Consider the following 26812-nt stretch of genomic DNA (forward strand, 5'->3'; position numbering starts at 1 on the left):
TTATTTGAAAATTACATCTACCATACTAATTTAATATTATATTCCTGAAGCCAACTATTAACTTGAAGTAAATAATCTATTATACCTCTTGCATCATTACCTGAAATTACTTCGTCTTTTCCTTCTGCAATAGCACGAACTCTTTCTACATTAATTAATGGCAAAATAGGTGATTCAGGATTGTTCAACACATGTAACATCCAATCACTAATACCTTGTAGATAAGAGGCATCCTTTGTGCTTGGATATGCACTTTTTTTGCGATAACGTACATCTTCTGGAAGTACATTTTCAAAAGCTCGACGTAAAATACCTTTTTCAATATTGTCTATGCTTTTCATTTCGAATGGGACATTCCATAAGTATTCTACAAGCCGGTAATCGCAAAATGGAACTCGTACTTCAAAGCCATTCATCATACTTGTGCGATCTTTTCGTTCTAGCATAAATGGCAAGAAACGTGTAATAAACATGTAAGACATTTGACGTTGCTTCATTTGCAGATCACTTTCACCTTCTAAAAAGGGAACCTCAGCAACCGCATCTTCAAATTTTTGTTTTTGATATTTTTCAGGGCTAATCTTCGCTTTAAAATCCTCTGATAAAATTTCTGTACTATACCATAAATTAACACTCCAAGGGAATATCTCTGCATCTAGAAACTTCTCTTGATGGAACCATGGATATCCTGAGAATACTTCATCTGCAGATTCGCCTGAAAGTGCAACTGTTGCGTCTTTCTTCATTTCCTTAAATAGCAAATAAAGAGACGTTTCTAGTTCTCCAACTCCAGGTAGATCACGCGCTCGCATTGGAGTTAATAAATACTCTATTAAACTATCTGATCCTAACTCTATAGAATGATGCTTTGTTCCTACATATTCAGCCACACGTTTCACCCAAGGTTCATCACGATCAAAACGAAGGAAGTCTTGCTCAAAGTCTTTTTCATCATTGATGAAATTCAGGGAATATGTATGAAGGCGTTCCCCTTTTTTCCCAAATTCATTTCCTGCTAAACCTGTTAAACCACTGGAATCTAAACCTCCGGAAAGCATAGATACCACTGGTTTATCAGCAATTAACTGACGTTTAACCGTATCTTGTAAAATGGAGCGGATTGTCTCGACTGTTGTATCAATATCATCTACATGTTTTTTACTTTCAAGTTTCCAATACTGTGTCGTAGTCCAGCCATTAGAGGTAAACGTCATATAATGGCCAGCACGCACTTCATGTATATCCTTGAAAATAGCATGACCAGGAGTACGTGTTGGTCCAAGGCAGAATATTTCAGAAAGTCCTTCTTTATCTACCTCAGCATCTACAAGTGGATGCGAAAGTAAAACTTTTAACTCTGAACCAAAGAGAATTGCGCTTCCCCTTTGAGCGAAAAATAAAGGCTTCACGCCTAGATGGTCACGACCAAGCATCAATTTCCCAAATCTTTCATCCCAAATACCAAAAGCAAAAATCCCATTTAAGTGTTGAACACAATCTTCTTGCCACTCTAAGTAAGCATGTAGTAATACCTCTGTATCTGACTTGGTCTGAAATTCATGACCTTTCTCCTCAAGTTCTTTACGTAATTCTTGATAGTTATAAATTTCTCCATTGAACGTAAGGCCAATCGTATCATTTCCATCTTTATACAGCATAGGTTGAAGGCCACCTTCAGGATCAATGACGATGAGACGTCGATGACCTAATGCCGCTCGTTTTGAAAACCAATGTCCCTCTGCGTCAGGTCCTCGGTGAATGATAGCATCTGTCATTTTTTTTAACGTTTCTTGTTCATGAGACAGGTCTTTAGACCAGTCTATCCACCCTGCAATTCCACACATAGTGTCTACCTTCTCTCAAATAGTATAGAAACCGACTAAAAACAAATATCAGTCGGTTTTCCGTAAAAAAATCCGACTAAAAACACCTTTTAGTCATGTTTATATAATAAAATGAATTGAATAAAAAATCAAATAATTCAATCTAGAAAGAAATCACAGTCCCCTTTCACTTAAATTCTCAACGTCCGATTAAAAAATTATTACCTCAAACTTTCAACTTTATCCCTAGGTTATAAAGTTGCATTCTATTATAGTTATATACTAGAAATAAGAATGGTGTATGTTATTCTATAAGAAGCAACTAGGGGACTTTCTATTAAGCTTAAAAAAATGACAAGTAGAATGATAGAGAATGTAATGAAAGAAAACTTCGCTAAATATTTCAAGGATAGGGTGTAGACAATGATCAAATTAGAAAAAGAAAATAAAAAGATGAAAATCATTCAATCTGCCACAATACTGTTCTCTACGCGTGGTGTCCGTAACACAACAGTTGATGAAATTGCAAAGACAGCTAAAGTTGGTAAAGGTACTATTTATTATTACTATACAGATAAAACTGAAATATTATGCGACTGCTATATGCGTCATATTCAGCTTAAACGCTCACAATTATTTAATTTATATAAAGAAGAAAAAGATGTTTTACTTCGAATACAAAAAATTCTTTATTATATCAGCCTAGAATATCATCAAGATCCGTTTGTTTCTACACTCTTTCAAGAATATAAAGAGTACCATTCACCTGAAATTACAACTTGTTTTAAACAATCTGAAGAAGAGGCAATTAACATGATAAGTAATTTGCTCGAAAAAGGTTATCAGCAAGGAGCTTTGCATAAGGTACCATTACCGCTTACAGCTTTTATGTTAGTACGAATGATTTTTAACTACGAACAGGATTATATAAAAGATGATAAAAGTGATACAGAATTTCTGCAGTTGCTAAAACATATGCTTCTTAAAAACTAGTTTTAACAACATACAAAAAATAAGTGCGGTGCAATTATATGAAGAAGAACGTGAATAATGACGGTTTGTTATGAGTTCTTTCCACTCTAGACAAACATGCGAAATATCCAACGCTTATGTAGGAATGAATGAAAAAATCATATAAATTTTTCTAAAATTAGAAAGCCTATACTTAAATCTACAATAAAATAGTTCAGTAAAAAGAGCGTGTTTTCATCTATATAAACACGCTCTTACAAATATTTAAACCCTATATGAATTGCTTATTCCATTCTGATTTTCTTTTAACTAATATATCTCTTTATATACGATTATCATGCCAGAAGTTTATTGGAAAATGATTGTTCTCATCATAAGCTTCAAATTCATACCCTTTTTCTTTTAATCCTTTTATAATTGCTGGAACTGCCGCGACAGATTGTGGATGAATATCGTGCATTAAAACAATTTCCTTTGAAGACGTCGCACCTGCTAAGACATTTTGAACAATCTTTGCAACTGCTACATCAACGGGTAATTTATTGTATTTCCAATCTAAAGAATCAATTGTCCAATCCCATACTTTCAAATTATTTCCTACCACTTCATTTCGAAGTGATTCATTTAAACCAGGCATTGATCCATATGGCGGACGTGTTAATTTCGGTGTGTTTCCAATAACGTTTCTAATTAAAGATTGATCTTCTTTCATTTCCTTAACATATTCCTGATTGGTGTATAACTTTTTAAAATCATGTGTCATACTATGCATGCCCACATAATGGTTTTCTACATGCTCTCGTTTCACTAAATCTGGGAACCTTTTCACATTATCGCCAATTAAAAAGAATGTTGCTTTCACATCATTTTTCTTTAGTACATCTAATAGATTAGCTGTATATTTTCCTGGTCCATCATCAAAAGTTAAATATGCAACTTTTCTTTCTTTACCATCAAAACGATTAGGTATCGATTTTTTCAATTCATTTTTAGGTAGACTGCTCACTTGTTGAACACTATTTGCCTCTTCCGCATTTACCAGCTTAGGATTCGTAATAGATTGAAACATGTAATACCCTATTGCTACTAGAGTAATAGCCAACAATACACTGATAATTCTCTTTTTCTTAAGCTTAATTTTCATATTATAATCTTCTTTCTATCTTAATAATAATCTGTATAGGTGAAAATTAGTGCCCTGCACTAGCGTTCATGGCATTTCCTATAATAGTTAGAACTACTGGAAATAATACTGGTCCTAAGGTAAGGACAATGTTTAAAAGTATAATAAAACTATATAGTAAGCTATAATTTTTACTATTACGGTTTTCAAATACTAGGATGACTAATGTTATTATAGTAATTAAATGTAGTAATAAAATTATCAACCAATAATACATCATTATAGTAAGATTCCACTTTCCTAATAGTTGGTATGTTACCCCTATTATTATCCCTAATATAGTAACATTAAAGGAAATAAACAAAGTTCTTTTTAGTATTTTAGGAAATGTTTTGTGATCCACAGTTTTATTATATAAACCGATTAAAATGCCCAAAGATAGATATGCCAGTAATAGCCCTACCCAATTCCAAATCCAATCTTGATCCCCCATTAAATTAAACAAAAGCGAAAGGATCCCCCCTACTGCAAAAATCGAGGAGATCATAATGCTATTTAAAGCTGATTTCATACTATTTTCACTTCCTTTAAAATTTTATAATGCAGCATTGATGTTTACTCTTAAGTTGCCCTTTACTTATTAGAATTCTTTTCATTAAAAATCTTGTATGGAAATCCCATCATATAATCCGGTCATCATACTTCATAGCATAACGGAGAATAAGTTGACCCAGCAAAAAATACATGTACATGATCCCCTACAATAATTTTTAAACCGAACGAAACACCACCAAATTCTACTCCACATGGTAGATATACAAATAGTGGGTAAGATTCACCAAATTTTATTTGTATATCTACTATTTAGACGAGTAGCAGCTACTGCATAACCTTAAAATAAATGCTTTGATTTTTCATCGTCAATAACATAGCACATTTGATTCTTATTAACTTGTATCCTTCCTTCTTCTACTGCTTTACTATAGCCTGCTGTATATTCAAAAATAGTAGCCCCTTTGTTTCTAAGTAAATCTTTTTCCCACTTTTTCGCAGCTGCTGCCATATGTACATATGATGTTTTAAAATTAATCATAATTTATTATAATTAAGTATATATTAACAATATATTAAGTATAAGTAAATAAAATTAATTATAATTTAATTTTATTTACTTATTTAAAGGGGATTACATATATGAACAATATTAATGTTGGCCACAAAATTATGGTATTTAGAAAAGGTGCCGGATTAACCAGTAAGCGTTTAGCAGAGTTAGCTGATATAACACCTTCCATGTTAAGTCAGATTGAAAAAGGAATCACAAACCCTTCATTACAAACACTAAAATTAATTTCTGTAGGATTAAATATTCCATTGTTTAATTTTTTCTTAGAGGATACAAATACAGAAGAATTAGTTGTAAGAGCTAACCAAAGGAAAAAAATAACTTTTCCTGAAAGCGGCAATGTTTCGTATGAGCTATTATCTCCTAATTTAGATGGAGCACTAGAATTAGCTTTAATGAATCTGTTACCTCAAACTGCTTCATCTATGGATCCTGTGGCACATAAAGGGGAAGAAATAGCATTTATTATGGAAGGACAAGTGAAACTATATCTAAATGATGAGGTTTTACGTCTCAATACAGGTGATAGTGTTAAAATCCCACCTTATGCAAAGCATAAATGGGAAAACACTTCTTTAAACAAAGTCACTGTTATATTTGGAGTAACTCCACCATCTTTTTAATTTCAAATACTAGCGAAGAAAAGTTAGAGAAAATAATTCTCTAACTTTTCTTGTATACATAACTTTATTTTAAGAAATTAAAAAACTTGTCTCTCAATTATATGAGATTAAAACTAGTGAAATAGATCTTTTTAATTACATACTTAATTTATTTTTTAATGTCCAATATTTTTCTCCATTAGCTTCAAAAGAGAATTCTACCCATCCATTCGGATCTTCACGATAAATAAAGATGGTTGTTCCAGGAGTTACTGTACCAACTTCATTCTCCTCGACAGCTACATCTGGTCTACTTTTAATTTTTAAATTAAATGGATAAGGTACCTGATAGTAAGTAGCTGATGATACAACATTTGAGCTTGAACCGTCTGCATACATTTTATATGGAATTTCATTAGATAACGCGTCGACATCTAATGTTTCAGGATTCTTTGGTAATTTTTTTGCATATGTATAGTCTTCTACATGAAACGGTTTAATACGTTCCATAATACCCGCAATTTTCTTAGCCCAGCCTTTATCTGATGCATATTTCACATTCATGCCAGTTAATGTTGGGCCGTTATAATACATACCACTTTCTTCTAAATATCTTTCTCGTACATAATTAGCGTTATAAGCAATGCTATCGCCATAGCTTGGTAAATATTTCGCATATTTAAACGGATCTCCATCATATGCACGTAGACCGAATAGATTATGTTTTTGATATGCGATTTCTGATTTTCCGTATCCAGATTCTAAAATCGCATGTGCTGCTAAATAATGAGCACTCACGCCATATTGATTTTGCGCATTAATAAAATCTTGCCCATGTCCAACTAAAGGACTATCCGAGTGATATTTCGCAATAAAACTATCAATCTCTTGAGCTGTAATTTTCGAAGCCACTGTTAAATTTAAATCTTCATATGAGGTGGCAGTAATAACCTCTTTTTCATCGTTTAAATTTTGTTGTAACATATCTGTTTTTGCAGTAAGTTGAGCAGCTTCAGCACGTGTTATAAATCTATTTGGTTGCCAACCGTTCTCGGTACCATTAGAAATTTTTAAATCTATTAAAATATTGGCATATTTTTCTCCCCAATGACCTTTTAAATCTTCAAATCTAACCTGCTCGTTATGATTTGCTGTGCTTTGTAGTTTATATGCATTTACTAGCATCGTAGCCATAGCAGCGCGAGTTACTTTTCCAGATGGATTAAAGATTCCATTCCCTTCACCTTTAACAATCCCAGCTTTTTCAGCAGCAGCAATATAAGGAGTTGCCCAGTGGTTTTGTGAATCTGTAAAAGATGGTTTTGCATTAAGATCAATTTGTATCCCTAAAACTTTTGTCATAATTTTTGTAGCCGAAGCTCTGTCTAATGAGTCATTTGAACCAAAAGTTCCATCTGGATAACCATTTAATACCTGTTTATCAACTAAATAGTTAACGGATTTATCAGCCCATGTAGGAACATCAGGGAATTTATGAGTATCTGCTAAAATATTAGAAGAATAGGATAATATAGCTCCTGCAAGAATACCTGTTGCAATTAATTTGTGCTTCATTAAAATAAACACCTCTACCATTGTATTTATCAAATTGAGATTTTCTATTTTTATATTTACATGTTTGTAATAATAATGAAATCGTATTATCATGCATTCAATTTGATGTAACGAGTATAGTTACTTATATACACAAGTGTCAATGAATGTCTTTTACAAAAATGTAGAATATTTACATATATTTAAATTTCCCTGATCTTATAATCGACTTATGCATATGGTAGATTTAATAGTTAAATTTCTTTTCGATAGTGTAAGTTTCTTGAATTTAATTATTTTTTACTCTATTAGATATAGGAGCATCTTATTAGATTATTTAGGCCCCCTCTTCCGAATCCCATACTTCAATAAATTCAAAACCTTTTACACTTTGTTCAATAAGAGCCTTCAACTCGTCTGAAATAAAGACAACCGTCGGATGAATTTTTCCATTTATGTAAACTTTAACAATCATTTCATTTTGAACTATATTAAAATCAAATGCGAACTTTTCACAACCTACTATAAGGCCTGTAATCAGTTTTTTAAAGATTGCTTTATCTCCATCAATTGCATCTAGTACATTCAACACGTGGACCAAGTAATATACCTCACTAGTTGAATTGCGTAAGAGTGGTAAAAATTCAACATTATCACCTATTAAAGGTTCAAGTACTTGCTTGGCTTTTTCACTAATCATTGGTGTACCAGTTCCTCCCCAAAATTTAGGGAAATCACTATGAATATCTCCTTCAATACACTATATATATATTTCCCCATGAATTTGTTAAATGAGTTATCGAATTTATTTTTCCATCAATATATTTTTTGTGGTCTTCTTCAAAATTTAATAACTGGAAAGACTCATAGTTATCTAATACACTCTTTAATACCCATATTTTCATGCTTATTCCCCTTTATTATTACCATTTATTTTTATATTTATTTCTTGAGTTCATTTAATCGTAAATTACCTTCTATTAAATAAAAGCGACAATAGTAGCCGACGGCTACCAAAATAATATCTTGTTTAAATTGATTTCCTTTAAAGTATCTTATTTAGAAAACTTTGCACCAGAATCAATTTATCTTCGTTCATCCGATTTTAAGTTCAGAATTTTCTCAATACAAAAAAACGGAGCGTATTTTATAATAATCCTTGAGCTAATTATTCTATTAAATCTTACTTTTTACATTCTATCCTCCAAGATTATTAATCTTTAAAATAATTTCCATGTCTTAAATAGGAAAGGTAAAATTCATGAATAGTATTGAAAAAAAACTAGATTACATATTATTCAGTGCATGGTCTGTTTCTTTTGTTGCAACCCTCGGAAGTTTATATCTTTCTGAAATAATGAAATATGAACCCTGTACATTATGCTGGTATCAACGTATCCTCATGTACCCACTGGTTTTATTATTAGGAACAGCAATTATACGAAAAGATTATAAAATTGGCATTTACAGTTTAATTTTCTCTATTGTTGGTGCATGTATAGCAACATATCATTATTTACTTCAAATAATTCCTTTTTCATTGGAAAATGCAGAATCATGTGGAAGAATTTCCTGTACAGAAGATTATTTAGACGGGTTTGGTTTTATTACAATACCCTTTCTTGCCCTATTAGCCTTTCTTATTATTATCATTTGTAGCTTTACTCTAATGAAATTAAGCAAGGAGCGAAACAGTATATGAAAAAAATGCTAATTTTTATTATTGCTATTTTATCAATATTTGCATTAGTTATTATTCTGACAAATAAAGAAACAAAAAATGAAAAAACTACAGGTACAGAGCAAGTAAATTATTATAAGAATCAAATTACCCCCGAACAATTGCAAGAGGATCTATCAAATCATAAAGAAAAAATAGTTTATTTCTATAAAACAACATGTCCACATTGTTTAAGGGTTTCTCCAATTGTAGTTCCTATGGCAGAAAATATGAAAATTAATATGCAAGTTCTTAATCTGGAAGAGTATAAACAAGGGTGGGATATGTTCCAAATAAAAGGAACGCCGACAATTATTTCTTATAAGGATGGAAAAGAAGTAAATCGAATCTTAGGGGAGCAATCTCTACAAACATTTCAAACATGGTTTAAAAATAATAAATGAGAACTTTGATTTTACCTAAGATTATGTTTTTCTAAATTATAGCTTTAGCATTTATAAAGATGTAGGCATTAACTTTATCTCATATTTGTCAACATACATTCTACTAATTTATAAGAGAGTAGAGGAATCTCCCTCATATTTACCAATCTTAAATAAAGAGAAATTTTTACTTGATAGGTATGAGGGGGATTCCCCATTTGCAATAAAATATAATTTATTAGGAGGTAACACATGTTTAAAAAAGTTGCATTATCAATTGCTTCAGTAGCAGTAGCAGGTTCAATTTTATTTGCAAGTCAATCAGTAACGGAAGCTGCTTTTTATCCGGTACAAAAAACTGGTTCTGGCCTAGATCTCCGTACAACTCCAACAATAAATGGTGCACGAACTCAATCGAATATCCCAGATGGGACTCAACTTTGGTTATATTGCTATGTGAATGGCGAATCTTATATGGGAAGTAAGGTTTGGGATTATGTAGATGATAATGGCTATGGTGGCGGTGTTAGCTATGGCTATGCTCCTGATTATTTCATTAAAACAGGATCGTCTAGTCCAGTTGTTGGATATTGTAATTTTTAATTTGGAAATAAAAGAAAACAGCCTAATGAGGCTGTTTTCTTGTTTACATGGTAATCTCTGTAGTGGTTAATGTACTTAACTGACTTTTAGTTTGTTGATCTCGTACCACATCAGTAATTACTTTTATGTTTTTAATATCATTTGGGGCTTGAGATAAGAAACATATGAGTGTTAGCTTTATTTTCTCATTCCCCTTTAGACTTCTATCTTTTGGATCCGCATTCATTTTATATACATCTACTTGTTCACCATTACTTAAAACAAGTGTTTTAAAAGGACCTTTTTCTAAATCAAGTTCCTGATTCGAAGTGTTTTCTAAAGTTGTTGTGAATTGTATTGCATTCATTTTCTCTGTACTTAACCCTCTCTCTTTTAAGTTATATATCCCAACTTCACTTACTTCTGTACTTTCAATAACCTTAATTCTTTCCACTTGAATACGAAGAGGCCCTGCTTCTATCATTGTATGAGGTTCACTTAATTGCTTTAAAATAACTGTTCCAAATGGATGTTTTGCTTCTTGTCCCACTTGTGTTAATGGTTCTGTATAAGGCTTAGGTATCGCATTAATTTCGGTTATAGGAGCTTTTTTATTATCAGATATCACCTCTTTTTCAGATTTCGTTTGATTAGAGCAAGCCGATATAACTATGCATAAGAATACAGCTGTTAGAAAGAAAGATATTTTTTTCATTTATGAACCCCTTTGCTAAAGAATTTAATTCAACATTTTTTACTGTTCTATCGTTCTAAAATCATTGTAAATTAGCAGATTTGTTTTTGGAATATTCAAACCCAAATTATGTGTGCCCTCATATTGAGAAAATTTAGTTCTGTTTCGAAATTTCCCTAGTTAAACTATACTTTAGAAAAAAGAATATAGGAGAATCAAAAGTTTGATATTTTAAAGGAAAAGAATTCAAGCAAGACATTATTTTGATAGCCGTTGGCTACTATTTTCGTTTTTCTTTAAGTTATCGAGATGTATCTGAAATTCTAAAAGAACGTGGTGTATCAATTCATCCAACAACGATCATGCGTTGGGTTCATAAATGTGAAATTCGCATCCAATTGAAAGGAGAATAGCGCTATCTGTATCGTTCAATTGATGGAGATGGTCATCTTTGGATATTCAACTTCGAAAAACACGCGATCATCAAGTAACTTACATGTTTATAGAAATATCAATTTAACCATTACAAATATTAGTATTTAATTTTATCAAATTATAATTAGAGGGAATTAAAAAAAGAACTTTTTTAAGAGCTACTTTAAAATCTTAAGTTGGGGGATGTGTGAACGTAACGCTACTAAAATTCTTGCTTTTAAATCATTATTACTGTATTATGTTTACGTAGCAATATAAGGATTATGATATATGAAAAGGAATCAAATCTATAAGTAAGATTTAAATCCTTTTCCAAGTCAAAAAGATTTTGCCAAAATCTAATATAATTTATGCTTGTCTTTTTAATATGTATCTAGTAAAAACATATTTTTTATCAATAGAATTCTGTTTTCAATGCTAGGAATTAGTGTTCTAAACAAGGAACCATACAAAGTGATCTGAAAAACCTGAGAGGTATTGTATGTAGTTTGCTTATCTCCAGGTACTATATACAATAAAAGAGCCTTACCTCTCTAGGCAAGACTCTACTAGTTTAGTTGTATAATATTTACATGATAACTACGAAACAGAAAACATATAACACCAAATAGCAGCACCCTATTATTCCTCCTACAGCTAATACCTGTTTAACCCAACTCTTAAATTTTTGATTACTGTAAATCGCTTGCACTCTTTCCATATTTCCTCCTATTAAGGAGAACCCTTATAGACTCTCACCTTGCTATGGTAACATTAAAAAATGGCTAATAGAGGCCTAATGTATAAATATGCAATATTGCATACATAAATATATTGTTATAATTGTAAGCGCTTACTATAATAAGGTTATAAAGATTCACCACATCTTAATAAGAAAAAAGAGGAGCGAATAATATGGAAATCGCAATGGCAGTTTTAAAATTTATAGGTGGAGCAATCCCAATAATTCAAGAACTTCTAAAAGCATTTATGTAAATTCACTATTTAGCAATTATTTATAAAAATTATCATACAAATGATCTGTATATCAAAAATGAATTGATTTACAGATCATTTGCGTGAGCAAGTTCCCTTTAACATGATTAAGGGACTTTTTTAATTTTTAAATACTTAAGGTTACACCACATTAACATCAAGTTAGCAAAACAAATCGAATAGCATATTTTTCATTTTTGGGGCCTTAAAAACTTTAACTTCATGGTGATTGGGTAACAATTCTGATTTAGAGATAAGATCAGTTTATACAAAGATTACCGACCGATAAGTGGAAGATGAAGAAGGAGCAGCTAAAGGCAGAGTACTCGATAAAAATGGAAATGTTGTTGCTATTTGGTATATCACGGCTTTTAAATAATGAAGGGTTAATTTTACAAGGTCGAAAAGAGCATCTTCAAGTTTATTATGGGAGTATTAAAATAATTTCAATAATTGTAATTACACTAAAATAAAAAAGCTTATCCTTTAACACGTAATGATAAGCTTTTTTATTATTCTTTTCATTTTTTGTTTTAGGAAGTATTTCTTTAAGTTGATAGCAATGTGGTGTTATCCCATCACTATAAAGCTAAAACTTTATAGTGCCCCCAAAACGGAAGCAACGGATTGCATTTATATAAATAGCTTTTGAAAAATTAATAATTTTGTTTAGGGATACTTTAAGTTTTTAGCTTGAATGACATATAGTGTTACCTCATACTGAGTGATTAGACTATTAAACTTAAAAGTGTTATTTTTAGCATTCTAAATAATCGGGTTCAATGTATTTTTCTGTTTCAGGAGAGCTTTTAATTTCTATTGGATATTTCTTAAAAGCTACAACAGTGATCCTATCTTCTTGAACTAAACTTCTGGATTCATTTATAGAAGAAAAACCTGTTCGCGTTAAAAAATTGTATAGAGAGGATTTTGTCATCCAAAAACTAGTAACGTTATCTAATGATGCCCATTTTGATTTTAAACGTTCTTCTATTGATGAGTTAGCAGAGTGTTCTAGCATTGTGTGTCCCTTATATTCATAATTTTTATAAAGTACTGATACATTAGGAGTACAAGTGATATGAGTATCAATTATTACAAACCTTTTGCATACTTCATACACTTTTTCTAAAAAGGGGAATACATCTGGGCAGTCTAAATGATATAAAATACCAGAGCATAAAACAATATCAAATTGACCATATTTTTCAGCACTTAAATTTCTTACATCATCTTGATAAAAGGTTAAGTTTTCCAACCTTAATAAATCTTTAGCGAATATAGCTTTTTGTATGTTTGATTCTCTTCCTTCTATCCCTACAACAGTTGCTCCTTGCATAGCAAACTCAATAGCGTAATGCCCCTCTAAACAAGCTAAATCTAAGATTCGAAGATTTTTAAAATCACATTGTGTGATATCTTGAATCATTGTCACAATTTTTTTTAATGCAGGATTTGGTTGTCGAATATCTCTTGTATATAGAGTATCCGTTAATTTAATATCATAAGCGGTCCATTCACCATATTTACGAATAATGTTTTCTTTTTCGAGAACAAAATCTTTCATGATACAATTCGCCACCTTTAACATAATATTATGTGTAATATATACCTTTATAAGATCAATATATGTGTGTATAACTTGTATTTAGACGAAGATAATAATGACCTTTGTATAGCAATGTATTTCGAACAATTAAGATGGCTCCTTGCCATCCCTTGTTCGAAGCCAATTCATCTCCCACCTACTCACTTCGCGTTCCTTGAGGAAGGAGTCTTCTTGGCTAAAATGATAAAAGTTGTTTTTTTATCTTATTTGATATGGTAGTTAACAAAATCACTACCATTAAGTGACTTAAGATAACACTTCCCGATAACCAGGAACATTTCATGTTTCCGTGTACTGCTAAATGTCACAAGGATATACTGATTTATTGCCACCATAACGTGGAATCCATACAAAATCACATTTTAAATTTACCATACCGAAAGGCACATACATATGATAGCCACCAACATATAAACCAACTTTCTTAGCACCTAATCGGTATAACTCATCGATAAAAATAAATAGAGACACTTGTCCCTCTCTCAATAAGTACTTTTATTTTAAACTTTTAAATCATCCCTTTTAATATTAAACCCAAAACCGACATAGTGATTGCGCTAATAATAATTCGTAAAATCCAAGTTGTATTCATGCTAATCTTTTCTAATTGCTTATTAATTGTAGCTATGTCTTTCTCATTAATTGTTGTACGAGTTTCTAAATTACGAATATCTCGCATAATTTCTTTTTGTTCTTCTTTTAAACTGTCAATTTTCACATAAACATCTTCCAATACCTTCACATCCTTTTATAATCTTAATAAGGCAATCTTTACATGATATGAGACAAGCTTATTCATGGTGAATTCATTGCAGGAAATTCCATACAAAATACGTATTTTCTTAAAAATAAATACTCATTACATGTCTTCTTGTTGCAAACTGTTGCTTTCTAATCGTCGCAACTATCACAATCTGACGGTTGATGTTCATGTTTATCCAACTCATATTCTTTTAGATGTTTCCACATGAGCTTATTGCAAATAATAGCACTTGCAGTGCGATGGAGTTTTCCTTCGTATATATCTGTAAATGCCTTTTTAAATTTAGCATCTACATCTACTGGTTTCAAGCATACATAAAGCAATCTAGCAACTTGACCACGTGTAATACTATCACCAAAACCATATGTGCCATTTCCATAACCAGCTACTATAATCTCCCCTTTTATATCTATATTTTCTTTATATAACCAAATGATCAATAAGAACATCTTTAAAAATAGTATCTGCCCGTAGATTTGTTAAAGTTGTTGCTGCAAGTACTGCACCTAAAAAAGTTGTTTCATTTTCACGCTATTTCCCCTTCTTATCCTAATTATTTTTGCGAATAAAAATATACTTTATTTCCCAACACGAATCACTTATATATAAAATTTATATACATTAATTCCTCCCAGAATGCTGTAGACTCACTAAAAAACTCTTCTTGCCTATAGAAGAGTTTTTACTACGACTTCACTGTTAAATAGCCTTTTCCTTTATTTTAAGTAAATGTCTGCTGTATTCTTTTTAAACTAGCCGAGATATTGTTTTAGTATTTCTAGCCCTATTTTCAACTCTTCTAATGAGTTTGTAGAGGATAGAGCAACTCGTAAATACTGATTAGGCATGGTTTGTGCGGTAATAAAACGCTCGGAATGAAAAATCCGAATGCCGTGCCTCTCCAAATCCGTTTCTAATTGAAATGCATCATAATGATTTTGAATAGGTAGCCAACGGTAAAAACTAAAAGGATGCCCTACAGGATTGTTGGAAGAAAAATATCCTGAATAAATTTCGTTTGCAGACTCCGCTAAAAATTTCTTCTGCTTAACAATTTCATGAGCTTTTCCTGATAACACTAGCTCTGTTATCACCTCTACGTCTAAAGAAGATGTTTTAACATTGACATTAAATATAGCCTTTAAAATATCCTTACGTAAGGCATCTCCGAATACCATATAAGCAACCCTTAATCCTGAACAAATGCACTTAGAAGTTCCACTAATATAAACACTTTGTTCTGGAAGTAAATTAAACATTGGTTGCTCATAATCAGAAATAACCCCTGCTGTCAAAAATGCATGAATATCATCCTCAATCAAAATTATTTGATGCTTTCGAATGATTGCTGCTAACTCTTTCTTTCGAAAATTTGCAATCATAATTGTAGTAGGATTAGAGCAAGAAGGCATTAAAAAAATACCATTAATATCTAATTGACTACATTGCTTATCGAGTTCACTTGGGAGCATTCCAAATTCATCCCCTTGAATGGGTACTAATTGAATATGTAGCATTTTTGCCAATTCGATAAAATTTGAATAGGTGTATACATCAGTTGCAATTCGGTTTCCAGGTTTAAACAACGCTGTCAATGTAATCGCTAAAGCATTTTGTGACCCCGAAACTATTGCTATATGGTCTTGATCCACATTAATGCCAAAAGACTTCATCCAATTGAGACCTGCCGTTTTTTGATGCGGAAGACCAGTTGGATCATTGTAATTTAATAGTTGCTCTAAATACTTTTTATCTACGACCTTTTGAATAGTCTCTGCGACAATACTATTAGTTTGCTCAAATGATGCTACTAATCCAAGATCAATGCAGTTTCTGATTTCCTCTGTAGAAATAGTAATGGAACGAGTTGCATTAGGAGCTACAAAAGTTCCACTCCCTGTGATTGCGTAAATTAGGCCTTTAACTTCACATAGTTTGTAAGCTCGGGTAATTGTTGTAAAGTTTAAATCTAAAAAATCCGCTAATTCTCGTTGTGGAGGCAATTTTGTTCCTGGAGCTAAAAAACCATTTACAATATCATGTTCAAGTAGTGCTGCAATAGAGGAATAAAACGGACGCTTTAATAGTTCCTTATTAGGTTTCCAAGACATAGAGTAATTTTCAAATGAATTTACTGGCATGCTTCACCTCTACGATTAAATTTTTATAGATAAACTCAGCATTATTTTAAAGTTAGAATAACACACTCCTCTAAAGAAAATTGTAATCCATACAATTTTCTTATTCATTGTATGGATTTTATGTGTTAAATTTGTATGCAATAAAGCTCTTGATTAAGGATGTGAATAATATGAAAAATAGAAATCAAATAAGAATCGCATTCCGTGCAGCTTTCCCTTATACAATACCTATTTTTGCTGGTTTTGTATTTTTAGGAATTGCTTATGGAATCTACATGAACTCTCTGGGTTTCAGTTCAATATATCCAATTCTAATGAGTTTAATCATATTCGCAGGATCAATGGAATTTATTGCAGCTAATTTATTACTGGTTGCTTTTAATCCAATTCATGCACTTTTTCTTACTTTAATGGTGAATGCACGGCATTTATTTTATGGTATTTCTATGCTAGATAAGTATAAAGGAACTGGAAAGAAAAAGTTTTATCTTATTTTTGGACTATGTGATGAATCTTTTTCTATTAATTCTACTGTTGATATTCCGAAAGGTGTTGATAAGGGTTGGTTTATGTTCTTCGTGACACTGCTTAATCATTTGTATTGGGGTATAGGAGCAGCAATTGGTGGTATTTTTGGTTCCCTTGTACACTTCAATACAAAAGGACTAGATTTTGTTATGACAGCACTTTTTGTTGTGATTTTTGTTGAACAGTGGATGAGGGAGAAAAAGCATTATAGCGCTCTTGTAGGACTGGGATTATCGATATTTAGCCTAATTATTTTTGGTGGAAACAATTTCATCATTCCTGCAATGATTATGATTTTATTAGTACTTACTATCCTAAAAAAACCAATAGAGAACGTAGAGGAGGTTTCCGTTTGACAATGAGTTTACTGCAACAAGTTATAACAGTTGGTATAGTGGTTTTAGGCACAATGATTACAAGGTTCCTTCCCTTCTTAGTGTTCCCATCAGATAAACCTACTCCGCAATATGTCCAGTATCTCGGTAGGGTACTACCTTCAGCTGTCATAAGTCTTTTAGTTATTTACTGTTTTAAGGATCTAAACTTATTATCCGGCAATCATGGTGCTCCAGAATTAATTTCAGTAGGAGTAGTAATAATGCTTCACATATGGAAGAGACAAATGCTTCTCTCCATAGCAGGTGGAACAATTATCTACATGCTGTTAGTACAATTTCTCTTTAATTAAATTCATAATAACAAGTAATTGTTCCTATAATCCTTCTATTTAAGAAATAGAAGGATTATAATTAAAAAACTAAAGGATATTTAATAAACTCATTCAAAAATTCTGTTCTCCTAACTGTAATATCTCCTTATTTACCGGACATTTTACTTTCACTTCCCAGTGTCCATGTACTGTAACTCTTACCTGAGGATTAAACATTTTGATTTCATCTACACTAAAGATAATGCTTTTCTCCTCAAAATTTTTTTCCTTAGTGTTTACTTTCCCTATGACTTCATTCTGCCAAAACACTTCTAATGAAGCCTCACTTTTAGGATCTCCCAAGTATTTATATACAACTTCAACTTCCCCTGTACGTTCAATTAGTTGAAAAAAACACTTTTTCATATCTATGGGACTATTAAGAACAATATTAGTCCCACAGGTATACGGCTTAAATATTGAGCCATCAAGTTCTGTAAGACAATTGACTTTATGATACCAATTTCCTATATAATCATTCTTAATGACTATTTTATTTGGGTTATACCTGGGATCATAATAAAATATTATATCATGTGGACTATTAAAAACTACTCCATGCACGCGTGTATGAGTTTGCCCTATTGGTGTAGTAAGATCGTTAATCCAAAACACTTTAAATACAGAATCTACCCGCCTGCTTTGGTAGGTATTGATAATGATATAACCTGATTTATTTAAAGGTAATTCATGATAAATTTCTGGAACCGACGTATATAATCTTTCACCACATCCATAGGGTTTTGCAACAGTTCCATCTCCGTCATCAATAATGAATATACCCCCTTCTACCTCTAAATCCATTAAATCTGTCTCCATTGCACAAAAAAATGTACCATCTTCAAAAAAGAACATTACATGATAGAGTTTTTCTACTTCATAATGCCCTGTAAATCCTTTTACAAACTCTCCATCATATTTCAATTCCTTAGTAGGTGGATATATTATACCTTTTAGACCTTTATATGCCCCTTCTTTAACCAGTGCTATTTTCCCAATATTAGGATCTCGGGGATCTAATTTTGGTCTAGGAGCATTAATAGTACTAATACTATTACGCGTATTTTCACTTATAACAAAATCAGACAATCTTTTATCCTCCCACAACATGTAGTTCTATTGATTCATCATTTAATACAGTGCGGTCCACAGCAATAACCATCCCCTCACCAACTTCAATCATAATGGATTTTTCAGTGATGTCTTTTAAACCACCAATATATGCATTTTCTTTACATGTAAGCATAATAGCTTTTCCAATTTGATCTCCTAATCCACAAATCGGATGAGATTTCCAATTACTCTTCATATCATCACCTCTAAACTATTCAAGTTGTAATACCCGCTTTATAATCGCTATTTATAATCAAACCCAAACTACGCAAGAATATAAACAATTAAAGCTTTCCATTATTAAAAAACTGCGTGTTTATTGGATTTTATTTAATAGTATTATAGGTAAATTGAATTATTTTTTATCTGAATGTAGAATTATTTTTTATTTCCTTAAAATTCCCCCTCAACTTTTTCAGCATATAAAACGATACTTATAATAGAAAGAGGTGTTTTAATTGTATAAAACGATGCCAAATTCAAAAGAAAGAGAATTTATATACAATAGCTCATACAACAAAGGGCATATAAGCATTCCTAGCATGGTAGCTCACTGTATTGGCCTAAGTACTCACGCAAAATTGGTGTATTCTAACATTTTGAATTACATTTATAAAAAAGGAGAATTTGCATTCCCAAGTATTTATAGATTGTCTATATCTTGCTCCTGCTCAATAAATACAATTATTCGTTATATTAATGAATTAGTTGAAAAAGGATTTATAAAAAAAGAGGTCCCAGGTCGTGGAAAAAGTAATCGATACTACATAATAAAATGTGATAAAATTCCACTCCTAAAAGTATCAGAAATGATATGGGAAGTAATAGATACACTTGCAAAAAAATATGGTTGGAAGGATATTTTGAAATGTAAGAATTCAATATTGTCTTTTCTTAATCAAAATAAATATTCATTACATCATATGGAGATTCAGCCAAATACAATAAATCACTTAAATGCTTTATTCCTTCATGTTTTAGAAAAAAAAGAATTAAATATTGAAGTATTGACTAGTAATTTTATATTTAAAAATCAATCTATTATATAACAGTTTTGAAATTACAAAATCATATAAATAATTTATAGGATAATAGGTGGTGTGAATATTGAATGAACCTTATGTTACTTGTACACAATGTGTTGTTAGAGATTGGTGCCAACGTAGAAATGGTACTACTCCCCTGCCACAGGATTATACAATAAATCCTGAGTGTGGCGGTTATATCTTACTTAATCAAGCTTTAAAGCTTTCTCAAATTCCTTTAGAATATCAAAATGCAAATAAAAGAAATTTCTTAATAGACACGGATAACAGAATGTACAAAGACTACATTATAGATACTTTTAATTCAATAGAGGAAATTGTTAAGAATGGAAATAATCTTGCTTTTATACATCCACAAAAAGGAACTGGTAAATCATATACTGCTATAGCCTTTGCAATGGAATATATATTTAAATCAGTAATGAATCCTTCTTTATTTAATTTTGAGTCTCCGCTTGTACTCTATATTAAGTATGGTTCATGGGCAAATGATCTACGGCAAATTTATCAATTAAATGATGAAGATTTCACACAAAAAGTTTTACAACAAGTAAAACTCATGAAGACGGTTCCCCTACTAATACTTGATGATATAGGAAATGGGAGATTTACAAATTATATTAAGGATTTTACTTATGATGTAATTGATTTTCGTAAAGAAAACAAAAAATCAACATTTTTCACTTCTAATCTTACACTCCAACAATTAGAACAAGAGAATTGTCTTGGGGATATTATTACATCTCGTATGTTATTTAATACTGTTGTATATCAATTAGGAGGTCGTGATAGAAGACAAGAAAAAAGTTATATTCTGAAGCCAATTATATAAAGATCTCGTCATGTAACGGGGTCTTTATAGAATCCATTTAACAATAATATGATAAATATGTAAAAATAGTATTACAATTAATATATTTCCATAGTATACTAATTTACATGATTAAATTTTCAGCTTATGAATTGAGTAGAAACGCATCAAATCCTTATATATAAATATCTGTAAAACAAAAGAAGTTAATCAGAACATAATAAAGCAGCAATATCTGTTTTGGATAGTAAGATGCTTTATTCCATTAGGGTTCTGGTTTAATCTTCTATTCTTTTACGCCTCAAAAACGAACATAAGTTCTTTTATTTTTCAGCAAAAATAGAACATACGTTTTATTTTAAATTACAAAAGAACATAAGTTCTAATTTTTCACCCTAAAAACGAACATAAGTTCCTCGTTTTGTTATTAAAAAAATCGCAACTATTTCCATTATCACATCGATTATTATGTCGAGATTAGATGAAAAGGAGTCTATATTATGCCATCCATTGAAGAATTACAACTATTAAACCATATATTAGAAAACAGAGATTGGTCTTCAATTGATAAAAATGGCCTTGATGAAGAACATTTTCCTATACATAAAGATATTTTTAATTACATTAAAAATTTTAAAAAATTACAAAAACAACTTCCAACAATAGAAACCGTAATGAATATATTTGAAGAATTTGAAATGGTCGAATTAGAAAAAACAGAATTTGTAGTAGATGCTCTTAAAGAAGATTGGTTACATAGAAAATTCAAGCCCTTTCTTCAAAAAGCAGCAAACCTTGTCGCTGAAAAGAAAACTGTAGAAGCTATTTTAGATATTAAATTAAATGCCACGAATATGTTAAAACTTGCGAATATTGACAACAAAGGATACTCATATACTGGAATGGCGGATACACGTAAGAGTAAATACTTATCAATTCATGGTAGAGATGAAAATGAAATTTTAGGAGCGACTACAGGCTTTAAAACATTAGATTTAGTGACTAATGGATTAGTAAGTGATGGGCAAGAAACTGATTATTTTCTTGTTTTCGCACCATCTAATATGGGCAAAACATTAATATCCTCATTTATGTTAATGTCCGCTTGGAATAGTAATATCGAGTGGGATTTCCCTGCCTACTTTGCTTTAGAACAACGTGCCGAAGAAATTGCCCGAAATTGGGATCATGTCCTGGCTGGTGTATCAAATCTAGGCATACAACGTGGTACTATGTCAGCTGAACAAAAAGACCGTTATATCTTCTTTTTAGATCAACTAAGGAAAAAACAAAAAGATATGGTCATCTATGATATTCAAAAAAATGGTGGTCGCCCCTATACAGTTACTGAAATACAACGCATCCTTGAGTCTGAAGGACATACTCGCTTTGTTTTAGATCAATTATCCAAAGTACGTTTAAATAGCTCCAATAATAATTTTGGGGATTTAAGACAAAGATTATTTGATATATCAGCAGCAGTACGTGAAATGATTTTAGGAACAGAAATTCCAGGTTATGTAGTAGCACAAGCTAACAGAGAGTCTGCTAAAAGAATAAAAAAAAGTCTAAATGATAGCACGATGACTGGTGAAGATATCGGGGAAACTTATGCAATTTTCCAAGATGCTAGCAAAGGTATATCTATTATCAAAATAAATGAAACTACCTTTAAAGTACAGGTTATAAAAAATCGTGGCAATGCTAGTGGCCAAAGTTTCATTGTGCGATATAACTTTGATACCGGACTGATTAGTACCATAAACAATCAGTATGAAAAACAGTTCTTCTAGTCTTAATAATGGAGATGAAAATACATGCAAAAAGCAAAAAATATAGAAATTCTCGAAAATACATCACTTGATATACCAAGTCTAATAGATGATTTGCGTTTTAAGTATCAGTATTCCCTTAGATATCAAAGTAACCATGCAGCATTTTCAAAGAAAAATGATAACGGCAATTATATAATGTGTTGCTGTCCGAATCATACAGAAACAAGACCATCATTTGGTATTTCTAAAACCCCTCCCTATCACACACACTGTTTCTGTTGTGGATACTTAGGAACCATAGATTGTGTAATTGAAACCGCTTTTGTTTTAGAACAAGGCAACGGATTAAAAGCCCTATTATCAAATTACTATTTTGAAGACAATCGTAAACCTTTAGACATTACAAAAATCTTAGCTACAAGAAAAAAATGTATAAAAGCAAATACGTTATCCGAAGAAACACTCAAAAAATTGGATGAGGAAAAATTTAAAAATCAAGAAATTTACAATGTAGCAATGTCCTATTTAATTAATCAGCGTGGAATAAACATGAAGACTTTAGATACTTACGAAATAAAAATAGATGTCAGAAATAAATGTATCGTATTTCCGCAACGTACTCGAAACGGGGATCTTCGCTTTTTACAAAAACGAAAAATTGGAAGCAATTATAACGGTTCAAAATTTATCAACGAAGGATTACCAAACAAAAAAGATATTTTATTTGGACTTCATTTAATTAATCAATTACGAACATCAGCCAATCGGATTAAAAGAGTTCGTATCGTAGAATCTCCTATAGATGCAATGAGTAACTATCAAGTAGGTATTCCTGCTGTTGCAATTAACGGAAAATTATTATTTAAAAACCAAATACGCGAATTACATCTAGCAGGTATAGAGATAGTTGATCTATTTTTTGACAATGACAAAGCTGGAAAAGATGCAACACAAAAAGCAACAAAACACTTATTACAGGAAGGATTCACGGTCAATCATACGCTTTATCCACCCCAATTCACTGAAGATTCAAAAATCGATTCCAATGACTTACTTAAGATGGGGTTACTAGATAAATTAAATACAAATTCAATTAGTTTACTAAGCAGTAAATTTTAATTCATTCAAATAAAGGGGATTTATATAATGAACACAGCAACTATAAACTTTCAAGATTTAATAATGGAAATACTAAACTCTGAATCTATAGCTAAAATTTTTAATTTTGAACTATTTAAGGTGAGAAATCAAGATAAAGAAGATGTGAAACAAGATTGTATCTTGCGTATAATGAAATCTCTTCAACAAACAACAGTTCCATCTGAAAAGCTACCTTCATTTTGTCAAACAATTATTAAAAGAACCGTGGTTGATTATTATCGTTATACAAATAGAATGGTAGAACAAAATTCGACTTCTGTATTTTATTGTGATGGATTTATTGAAGACGATTCTAGTGAAAATAATTGCCCTACATTTTGCCAAGAGTCTTACGAACAAGGATATGAATTCTCAATTGTTAAAGCAGATTTTGAAATACATAGAAATAAATTTACCCCGACTGAACAACATGTCATAGAATACATGCTATATGACGGCTTAGGAGTCTGTATGAATTTAGCCGAAATCGCAAACGAACTTAAAATTAATAAATCGCACTCAACAAGAGCATTAAAGAAATTGCGTAGCATTTATTGTTGTTAATATACATAGTTCCCTACTATTTCAAACAACAATCACCTAAAAATATTGTAAAACAATTAAGAACATTTTGTAAACAAAAGCAACTTTTATTTTTATTATAAATTCCGCAACTATTTAATTAGTTATTACGATAACTATTAATCAGTCTAGTATATACAACTAGTATACAACATCGACAATAATTTTCAAAGGCGTTTTTTATCTGTTTCTTATTAGATTTCAGCCCTCTTTTATATATATAACCATTCATTACATGAACTTTATTGGAAAATTATTAAGCTTAACTATTGATTTGTTACTATTAAATATTGACTAGATTCATAACTTACAGTCTGCATTTAAAAACTTAAGTTCTATTTATTTATATAAATAGAATAAACAAAGTTAATTTAAATAAACCTTTATATTGATATATAACAATTGAATGACGTTATATATCCTGTCAATTTAAGGAGGAAATAAAGTATGACGACAATAAAAGGATTAGATGCAATTTTAAAAGTGGGAAACACCTTTCTTACGTTTAAAGATAAAAAACCACTTACACTTTTATTTATCGATTGGTATGAAAATCTGGTTGGTATTCGCGAGCATTATGAACCTACCTTAAAACCCAAATATATACGTTGTCCAGGGACAGATGTGTGCCCCCTTTGTCACGTTAATCCTGGTAAATATCCGAATTTGAAGATTAAATTACGTGTATATGATCCATTAGATAATAAGATTAAGCTAGTCTCTTTAGCGAAAACTCACATTCAAAAATTACACACAGACTTTAATCTTTACATGATTGATCCTACAAAAGATTTTGTCACTATCTCTAGAAGTGGGACAGGTGCTAATGATACCACTTATTCAGCTAAACCATATCATTATACTTCAGTGGATGAAGAACCTATATTAAAGAAGCCAGACTTTAATGAAATTGAAATGCTTGATATATCAACATATATAACTTCTCATAGTCCTGATGAAATCCAAGAATTTATGAATGCAGCCTCAACAATATACAATTTACAGCAAGCACAGTTTCAATGTAGTTCCCCTACTCTTTCATTAACTACTGAAGGTTTTGATGAAAAGGAACAATTGAGAACTACTAATCATAAATTACCGTTTTAGAAAACCGTATGGAATTTTAATTTCTATTATTAAATATAGAAAGGGACGATTATTTCGTCCCTTTTTGAAGTAAGGAGTTGTAAATTTTGTTTTTTAAATCAAATGAATCCAATCAGGACATTTTTACACTATTAAATAAGCGCGAAGTAAAAGAAAGCACGCAAAAAACTCGTACAAAAAAAAATGAAAAAAAAAAGATTACGATAAAAAAAATTCAATATGTTCACGGAATTAATAATTCAGTAAAACTACCTTTAAATTACTACTTAATACATACCCCTGAACAATTTAAAGAATTCATTACCAAGTATAAGGTGTATAAAACCTTACATTCGCAAGCTTATACATTTATTGATACGAAATCCACTGGTTTGAATCCTTTTAAAGACTCAATCATCTCAATTACGATTGGATTTATGGATAACAGTTTTTTTTATATACCTATTAAGCCTTTTAAACATCGATTATCACAGAATATCTCTACATTAAGCCTAGAATACACGATGAAAAAACTCTCACCACTATTAGAGAAAGATACCTTATTAATACTTAGTAACAGTAAGCAACACATTCATGCTCTATATAATTGGTGTAATTTTGACATTACATATAATATCTTTTGGGATACTGAGATAGCTGCAAACCTATTAAATGAGAACCATCCAAAAGGTGTAAAAGAATGGTATAAAGAATATGTATTACCCCGTCTTATTTCAAAAGGAACCATTTTAAATACCATTGATAGAAAAAAATATATGTTTGAAAAGACACTCTATGATCAGCTACAACATCATGTAGCTACCTACTTCGCTTGCTATGATATTTTTATGCTAAAGTCTGTATTCGAGTATCAGAAAAGGATTTTTGAAAACCCTAAATTTAATCTTGTTCATATATATAAATTATTTAGAGAAATAGAGATGCCTTTAATAGCAGTACTTACTACTGCTGAAAGAAAAGGCATTAAAATTAATGAAGAATTTCTAAGCAATGATGTAAAACAAATACTCCAAGCGAAATTACAATCCGTAAAAAAAGAAATCTTGAATCACCTAGGTTCTACTATCACATTAAATAATTGTGTGCACCCACCTAAGCAACAAAATAAATATAATAGCGTAAATAAATTAACAAGCACTTTGTTTAATATAAATTCTCCAGCCCATTTGGCCCAAAAACTTTATATTGATAACGCTATTCTAAAACCTATCATGGAATATGACAAAGGTTGCAAAAGTGTGATTTCCAAGCTAAAAACAGATAGAAAAACGCTGATACGTAATCTATCAATGCATCCTGTAATTCCTCTAATTCTAGAATATCGTCGCTTAGTGAAATTAATAAGTTCTTTTTGCAACTCCCTACCCAAAGAACAACAAGGTACTATCGATAATAAAATTCATCCTATCTATAACTCTGTAGGAACTAAAACAGGCCGTATGAGTTGCTCGTCACCAAACCTAAAGTTGTGGGCTGCATAAAGGTAACTTTATGTGTAA

26 protein-coding genes and 5 pseudogenes are annotated in these 26812 nt (G+C 31.1%); 16 read left to right on the top strand and 15 right to left on the bottom strand.

Features of this window, described 5'->3' with window-relative positions; all coding sequences use genetic code 11:
- Nucleotides 1-17: 17 nt before the first annotated feature.
- Nucleotides 18-1844 (bottom strand): asparagine synthase (glutamine-hydrolyzing), encoded by a 1827-nt coding sequence (gene asnB, locus ACZDYH_RS18050; protein WP_474886844.1) that lies wholly within the window; start codon nucleotides 1842-1844, stop codon nucleotides 18-20.
- A gap of 402 nt (nucleotides 1845-2246) precedes the next feature.
- On the opposite strand from asnB, the gene ACZDYH_RS18055 reads away from it, so the two are divergent.
- Nucleotides 2247-2816, top strand: a complete 570-nt coding sequence (locus ACZDYH_RS18055; RefSeq protein WP_474886846.1) for a TetR/AcrR family transcriptional regulator — start codon at nucleotides 2247-2249, stop codon at nucleotides 2814-2816.
- A gap of 301 nt (nucleotides 2817-3117) precedes the next feature.
- Here the strand turns inward: ACZDYH_RS18055 and ACZDYH_RS18060 are convergent, their stop codons facing one another.
- The 3 genes from ACZDYH_RS18060 to ACZDYH_RS18070 form a co-directional block, all read right to left on the bottom strand.
- The gene (locus tag ACZDYH_RS18060; RefSeq protein WP_474886848.1) at nucleotides 3118-3939 is read right to left on the bottom strand and encodes a peptidoglycan-N-acetylglucosamine deacetylase; all 822 of its coding nucleotides are present in this window, start codon (nucleotides 3937-3939) and stop codon (nucleotides 3118-3120) included.
- Between the two features lie 46 nt (nucleotides 3940-3985).
- Nucleotides 3986-4489 (bottom strand): DUF3902 family protein, encoded by a 504-nt coding sequence (locus tag ACZDYH_RS18065; protein WP_000833537.1) that lies wholly within the window; start codon nucleotides 4487-4489, stop codon nucleotides 3986-3988.
- Between the two features lie 321 nt (nucleotides 4490-4810).
- Complete coding sequence (locus ACZDYH_RS18070) at nucleotides 4811-4981, bottom strand: serine dehydratase (protein WP_308411606.1); 171 nt, start codon at nucleotides 4979-4981, stop codon at nucleotides 4811-4813.
- 131 nt (nucleotides 4982-5112) lie between these two features.
- On the opposite strand from ACZDYH_RS18070, the gene ACZDYH_RS18075 reads away from it, so the two are divergent.
- On the top strand, nucleotides 5113-5667 hold the full coding sequence (locus ACZDYH_RS18075; protein WP_102957111.1) for a helix-turn-helix domain-containing protein: 555 nt from the start codon (nucleotides 5113-5115) through the stop codon (nucleotides 5665-5667).
- A gap of 135 nt (nucleotides 5668-5802) precedes the next feature.
- Here ACZDYH_RS18075 and ACZDYH_RS18080 read toward each other — a convergent pair whose 3' ends face one another.
- The 3 genes and pseudogenes from ACZDYH_RS18080 to ACZDYH_RS18090 form a co-directional block, all read right to left on the bottom strand.
- A complete protein-coding gene (locus tag ACZDYH_RS18080; RefSeq protein WP_434715063.1) occupies nucleotides 5803-7221 on the bottom strand; it encodes an S-layer homology domain-containing protein in 1419 nt (472 codons plus the stop codon).
- 316 nt (nucleotides 7222-7537) lie between these two features.
- Nucleotides 7538-8105 (bottom strand): annotated as a pseudogene (locus ACZDYH_RS18085) (imm11 family protein).
- A 76-nt stretch (nucleotides 8106-8181) separates the two neighbouring features.
- Nucleotides 8182-8259: pseudogene (locus ACZDYH_RS18090) on the bottom strand (IS6 family transposase); the annotation flags it as partial.
- 202 nt (nucleotides 8260-8461) lie between these two features.
- On the opposite strand from ACZDYH_RS18090, the gene ACZDYH_RS18095 reads away from it, so the two are divergent.
- The 3 genes from ACZDYH_RS18095 to ACZDYH_RS18105 all read left to right on the top strand — a co-directional run bounded on the left by ACZDYH_RS18095 (nucleotide 8462) and on the right by ACZDYH_RS18105 (nucleotide 9906).
- Nucleotides 8462-8902: a disulfide oxidoreductase gene (locus tag ACZDYH_RS18095; RefSeq protein ID WP_001084323.1), complete on the top strand. Its 441-nt coding sequence runs from the start codon at nucleotides 8462-8464 to the stop codon at nucleotides 8900-8902.
- Entirely contained in the window at nucleotides 8899-9324 is a 426-nt protein-coding gene (locus ACZDYH_RS18100; RefSeq protein WP_065705094.1) for a thioredoxin family protein, read from the top strand. The genes ACZDYH_RS18095 and ACZDYH_RS18100 overlap by 4 nt, the downstream gene beginning before the upstream one ends.
- A 231-nt stretch (nucleotides 9325-9555) precedes the next feature.
- Nucleotides 9556-9906, top strand: a complete 351-nt coding sequence (locus tag ACZDYH_RS18105; protein ID WP_087947821.1) for a hypothetical protein — start codon at nucleotides 9556-9558, stop codon at nucleotides 9904-9906.
- A gap of 43 nt (nucleotides 9907-9949) precedes the next feature.
- Here the strand turns inward: ACZDYH_RS18105 and ACZDYH_RS18110 are convergent, their stop codons facing one another.
- Nucleotides 9950-10600 (bottom strand): hypothetical protein, encoded by a 651-nt coding sequence (locus tag ACZDYH_RS18110; RefSeq protein WP_102956627.1) that lies wholly within the window; start codon nucleotides 10598-10600, stop codon nucleotides 9950-9952.
- Between the two features lie 236 nt (nucleotides 10601-10836).
- Between ACZDYH_RS18110 and ACZDYH_RS18115 the strand changes: the two are divergent.
- A pseudogene (locus ACZDYH_RS18115) lies at nucleotides 10837-11087 on the top strand (DDE-type integrase/transposase/recombinase); the annotation flags it as partial.
- A 715-nt stretch (nucleotides 11088-11802) separates the two neighbouring features.
- Nucleotides 11803-11989, top strand: a pseudogene (locus ACZDYH_RS18120) (hypothetical protein).
- Between the two features lie 757 nt (nucleotides 11990-12746).
- Here ACZDYH_RS18120 and ACZDYH_RS18125 read toward each other — a convergent pair.
- From ACZDYH_RS18125 to ACZDYH_RS18145, 5 genes and pseudogenes are all read right to left on the bottom strand, one after another.
- Complete coding sequence (locus tag ACZDYH_RS18125; RefSeq protein WP_016090507.1) at nucleotides 12747-13556, bottom strand: class I SAM-dependent methyltransferase; 810 nt, start codon at nucleotides 13554-13556, stop codon at nucleotides 12747-12749.
- Nucleotides 13557-13880: 324 nt separating this feature from the next.
- Nucleotides 13881-14054 (bottom strand): annotated as a pseudogene (locus tag ACZDYH_RS18130) (N-acetylmuramoyl-L-alanine amidase); the annotation flags it as partial.
- Between the two features lie 52 nt (nucleotides 14055-14106).
- Nucleotides 14107-14331, bottom strand: coding sequence for a hemolysin XhlA family protein (locus ACZDYH_RS18135; protein ID WP_000390486.1), 225 nt, complete (start codon nucleotides 14329-14331; stop codon nucleotides 14107-14109).
- 158 nt (nucleotides 14332-14489) lie between these two features.
- On the bottom strand, nucleotides 14490-14810 hold the full coding sequence (locus ACZDYH_RS18140) for an S-layer homology domain-containing protein (protein WP_102956629.1): 321 nt from the start codon (nucleotides 14808-14810) through the stop codon (nucleotides 14490-14492).
- Nucleotides 14811-15113: 303 nt separating this feature from the next.
- Entirely contained in the window at nucleotides 15114-16502 is a 1389-nt protein-coding gene (locus ACZDYH_RS18145) for an aminotransferase-like domain-containing protein (RefSeq protein WP_474886853.1), read from the bottom strand.
- Nucleotides 16503-16672: 170 nt separating this feature from the next.
- Here ACZDYH_RS18145 and azlC point away from each other — a divergent pair, with 170 nt between their 5' ends.
- Together azlC and ACZDYH_RS18155 are read left to right on the top strand one after the other, a co-directional pair.
- Nucleotides 16673-17386, top strand: a complete 714-nt coding sequence (azlC, locus tag ACZDYH_RS18150; protein ID WP_102956630.1) for an azaleucine resistance protein AzlC — start codon at nucleotides 16673-16675, stop codon at nucleotides 17384-17386.
- Nucleotides 17383-17718 (top strand): branched-chain amino acid transporter permease, encoded by a 336-nt coding sequence (locus tag ACZDYH_RS18155; RefSeq protein WP_102956631.1) that lies wholly within the window; start codon nucleotides 17383-17385, stop codon nucleotides 17716-17718. Before azlC ends, ACZDYH_RS18155 begins: the two co-directional genes overlap by 4 nt.
- A 93-nt stretch (nucleotides 17719-17811) precedes the next feature.
- Here ACZDYH_RS18155 and ACZDYH_RS18160 read toward each other — a convergent pair whose 3' ends face one another.
- Together ACZDYH_RS18160 and ACZDYH_RS18165 are read right to left on the bottom strand one after the other, a co-directional pair.
- Nucleotides 17812-18828, bottom strand: coding sequence for a hypothetical protein (locus ACZDYH_RS18160; RefSeq protein ID WP_001279432.1), 1017 nt, complete (start codon nucleotides 18826-18828; stop codon nucleotides 17812-17814).
- A gap of 4 nt (nucleotides 18829-18832) precedes the next feature.
- Nucleotides 18833-19048, bottom strand: coding sequence for a hypothetical protein (locus tag ACZDYH_RS18165; RefSeq protein WP_000841663.1), 216 nt, complete (start codon nucleotides 19046-19048; stop codon nucleotides 18833-18835).
- Between the two features lie 262 nt (nucleotides 19049-19310).
- Between ACZDYH_RS18165 and ACZDYH_RS18170 the strand changes: the two genes are divergently transcribed.
- The 7 genes from ACZDYH_RS18170 (at nucleotide 19311) to ACZDYH_RS18200 (ending at nucleotide 26794) form a co-directional block, all read left to right on the top strand.
- Nucleotides 19311-19901, top strand: a complete 591-nt coding sequence (locus tag ACZDYH_RS18170) for a helix-turn-helix domain-containing protein (protein WP_102956632.1) — start codon at nucleotides 19311-19313, stop codon at nucleotides 19899-19901.
- 58 nt (nucleotides 19902-19959) lie between these two features.
- Complete coding sequence (locus ACZDYH_RS18175; RefSeq protein ID WP_006915014.1) at nucleotides 19960-20730, top strand: ATP-binding protein; 771 nt, start codon at nucleotides 19960-19962, stop codon at nucleotides 20728-20730.
- A gap of 479 nt (nucleotides 20731-21209) precedes the next feature.
- A complete protein-coding gene (locus ACZDYH_RS18180) occupies nucleotides 21210-22502 on the top strand; it encodes a DnaB-like helicase C-terminal domain-containing protein (protein ID WP_102956633.1) in 1293 nt (430 codons plus the stop codon).
- A gap of 24 nt (nucleotides 22503-22526) precedes the next feature.
- Nucleotides 22527-23603: a toprim domain-containing protein gene (locus ACZDYH_RS18185; RefSeq protein WP_102956634.1), complete on the top strand. Its 1077-nt coding sequence runs from the start codon at nucleotides 22527-22529 to the stop codon at nucleotides 23601-23603.
- A gap of 27 nt (nucleotides 23604-23630) precedes the next feature.
- A complete protein-coding gene (locus tag ACZDYH_RS18190; protein ID WP_001090550.1) occupies nucleotides 23631-24188 on the top strand; it encodes a sigma-70 family RNA polymerase sigma factor in 558 nt (185 codons plus the stop codon).
- A gap of 465 nt (nucleotides 24189-24653) precedes the next feature.
- A complete protein-coding gene (locus ACZDYH_RS18195) occupies nucleotides 24654-25313 on the top strand; it encodes a hypothetical protein (RefSeq protein WP_102956635.1) in 660 nt (219 codons plus the stop codon).
- 86 nt (nucleotides 25314-25399) lie between these two features.
- Nucleotides 25400-26794, top strand: a complete 1395-nt coding sequence (locus tag ACZDYH_RS18200; protein ID WP_474886858.1) for a DNA polymerase — start codon at nucleotides 25400-25402, stop codon at nucleotides 26792-26794.
- Nucleotides 26795-26812: the final 18 nt, after the last annotated feature.

The organism is Bacillus sp. EB V-12 (assembly GCF_056158125.1).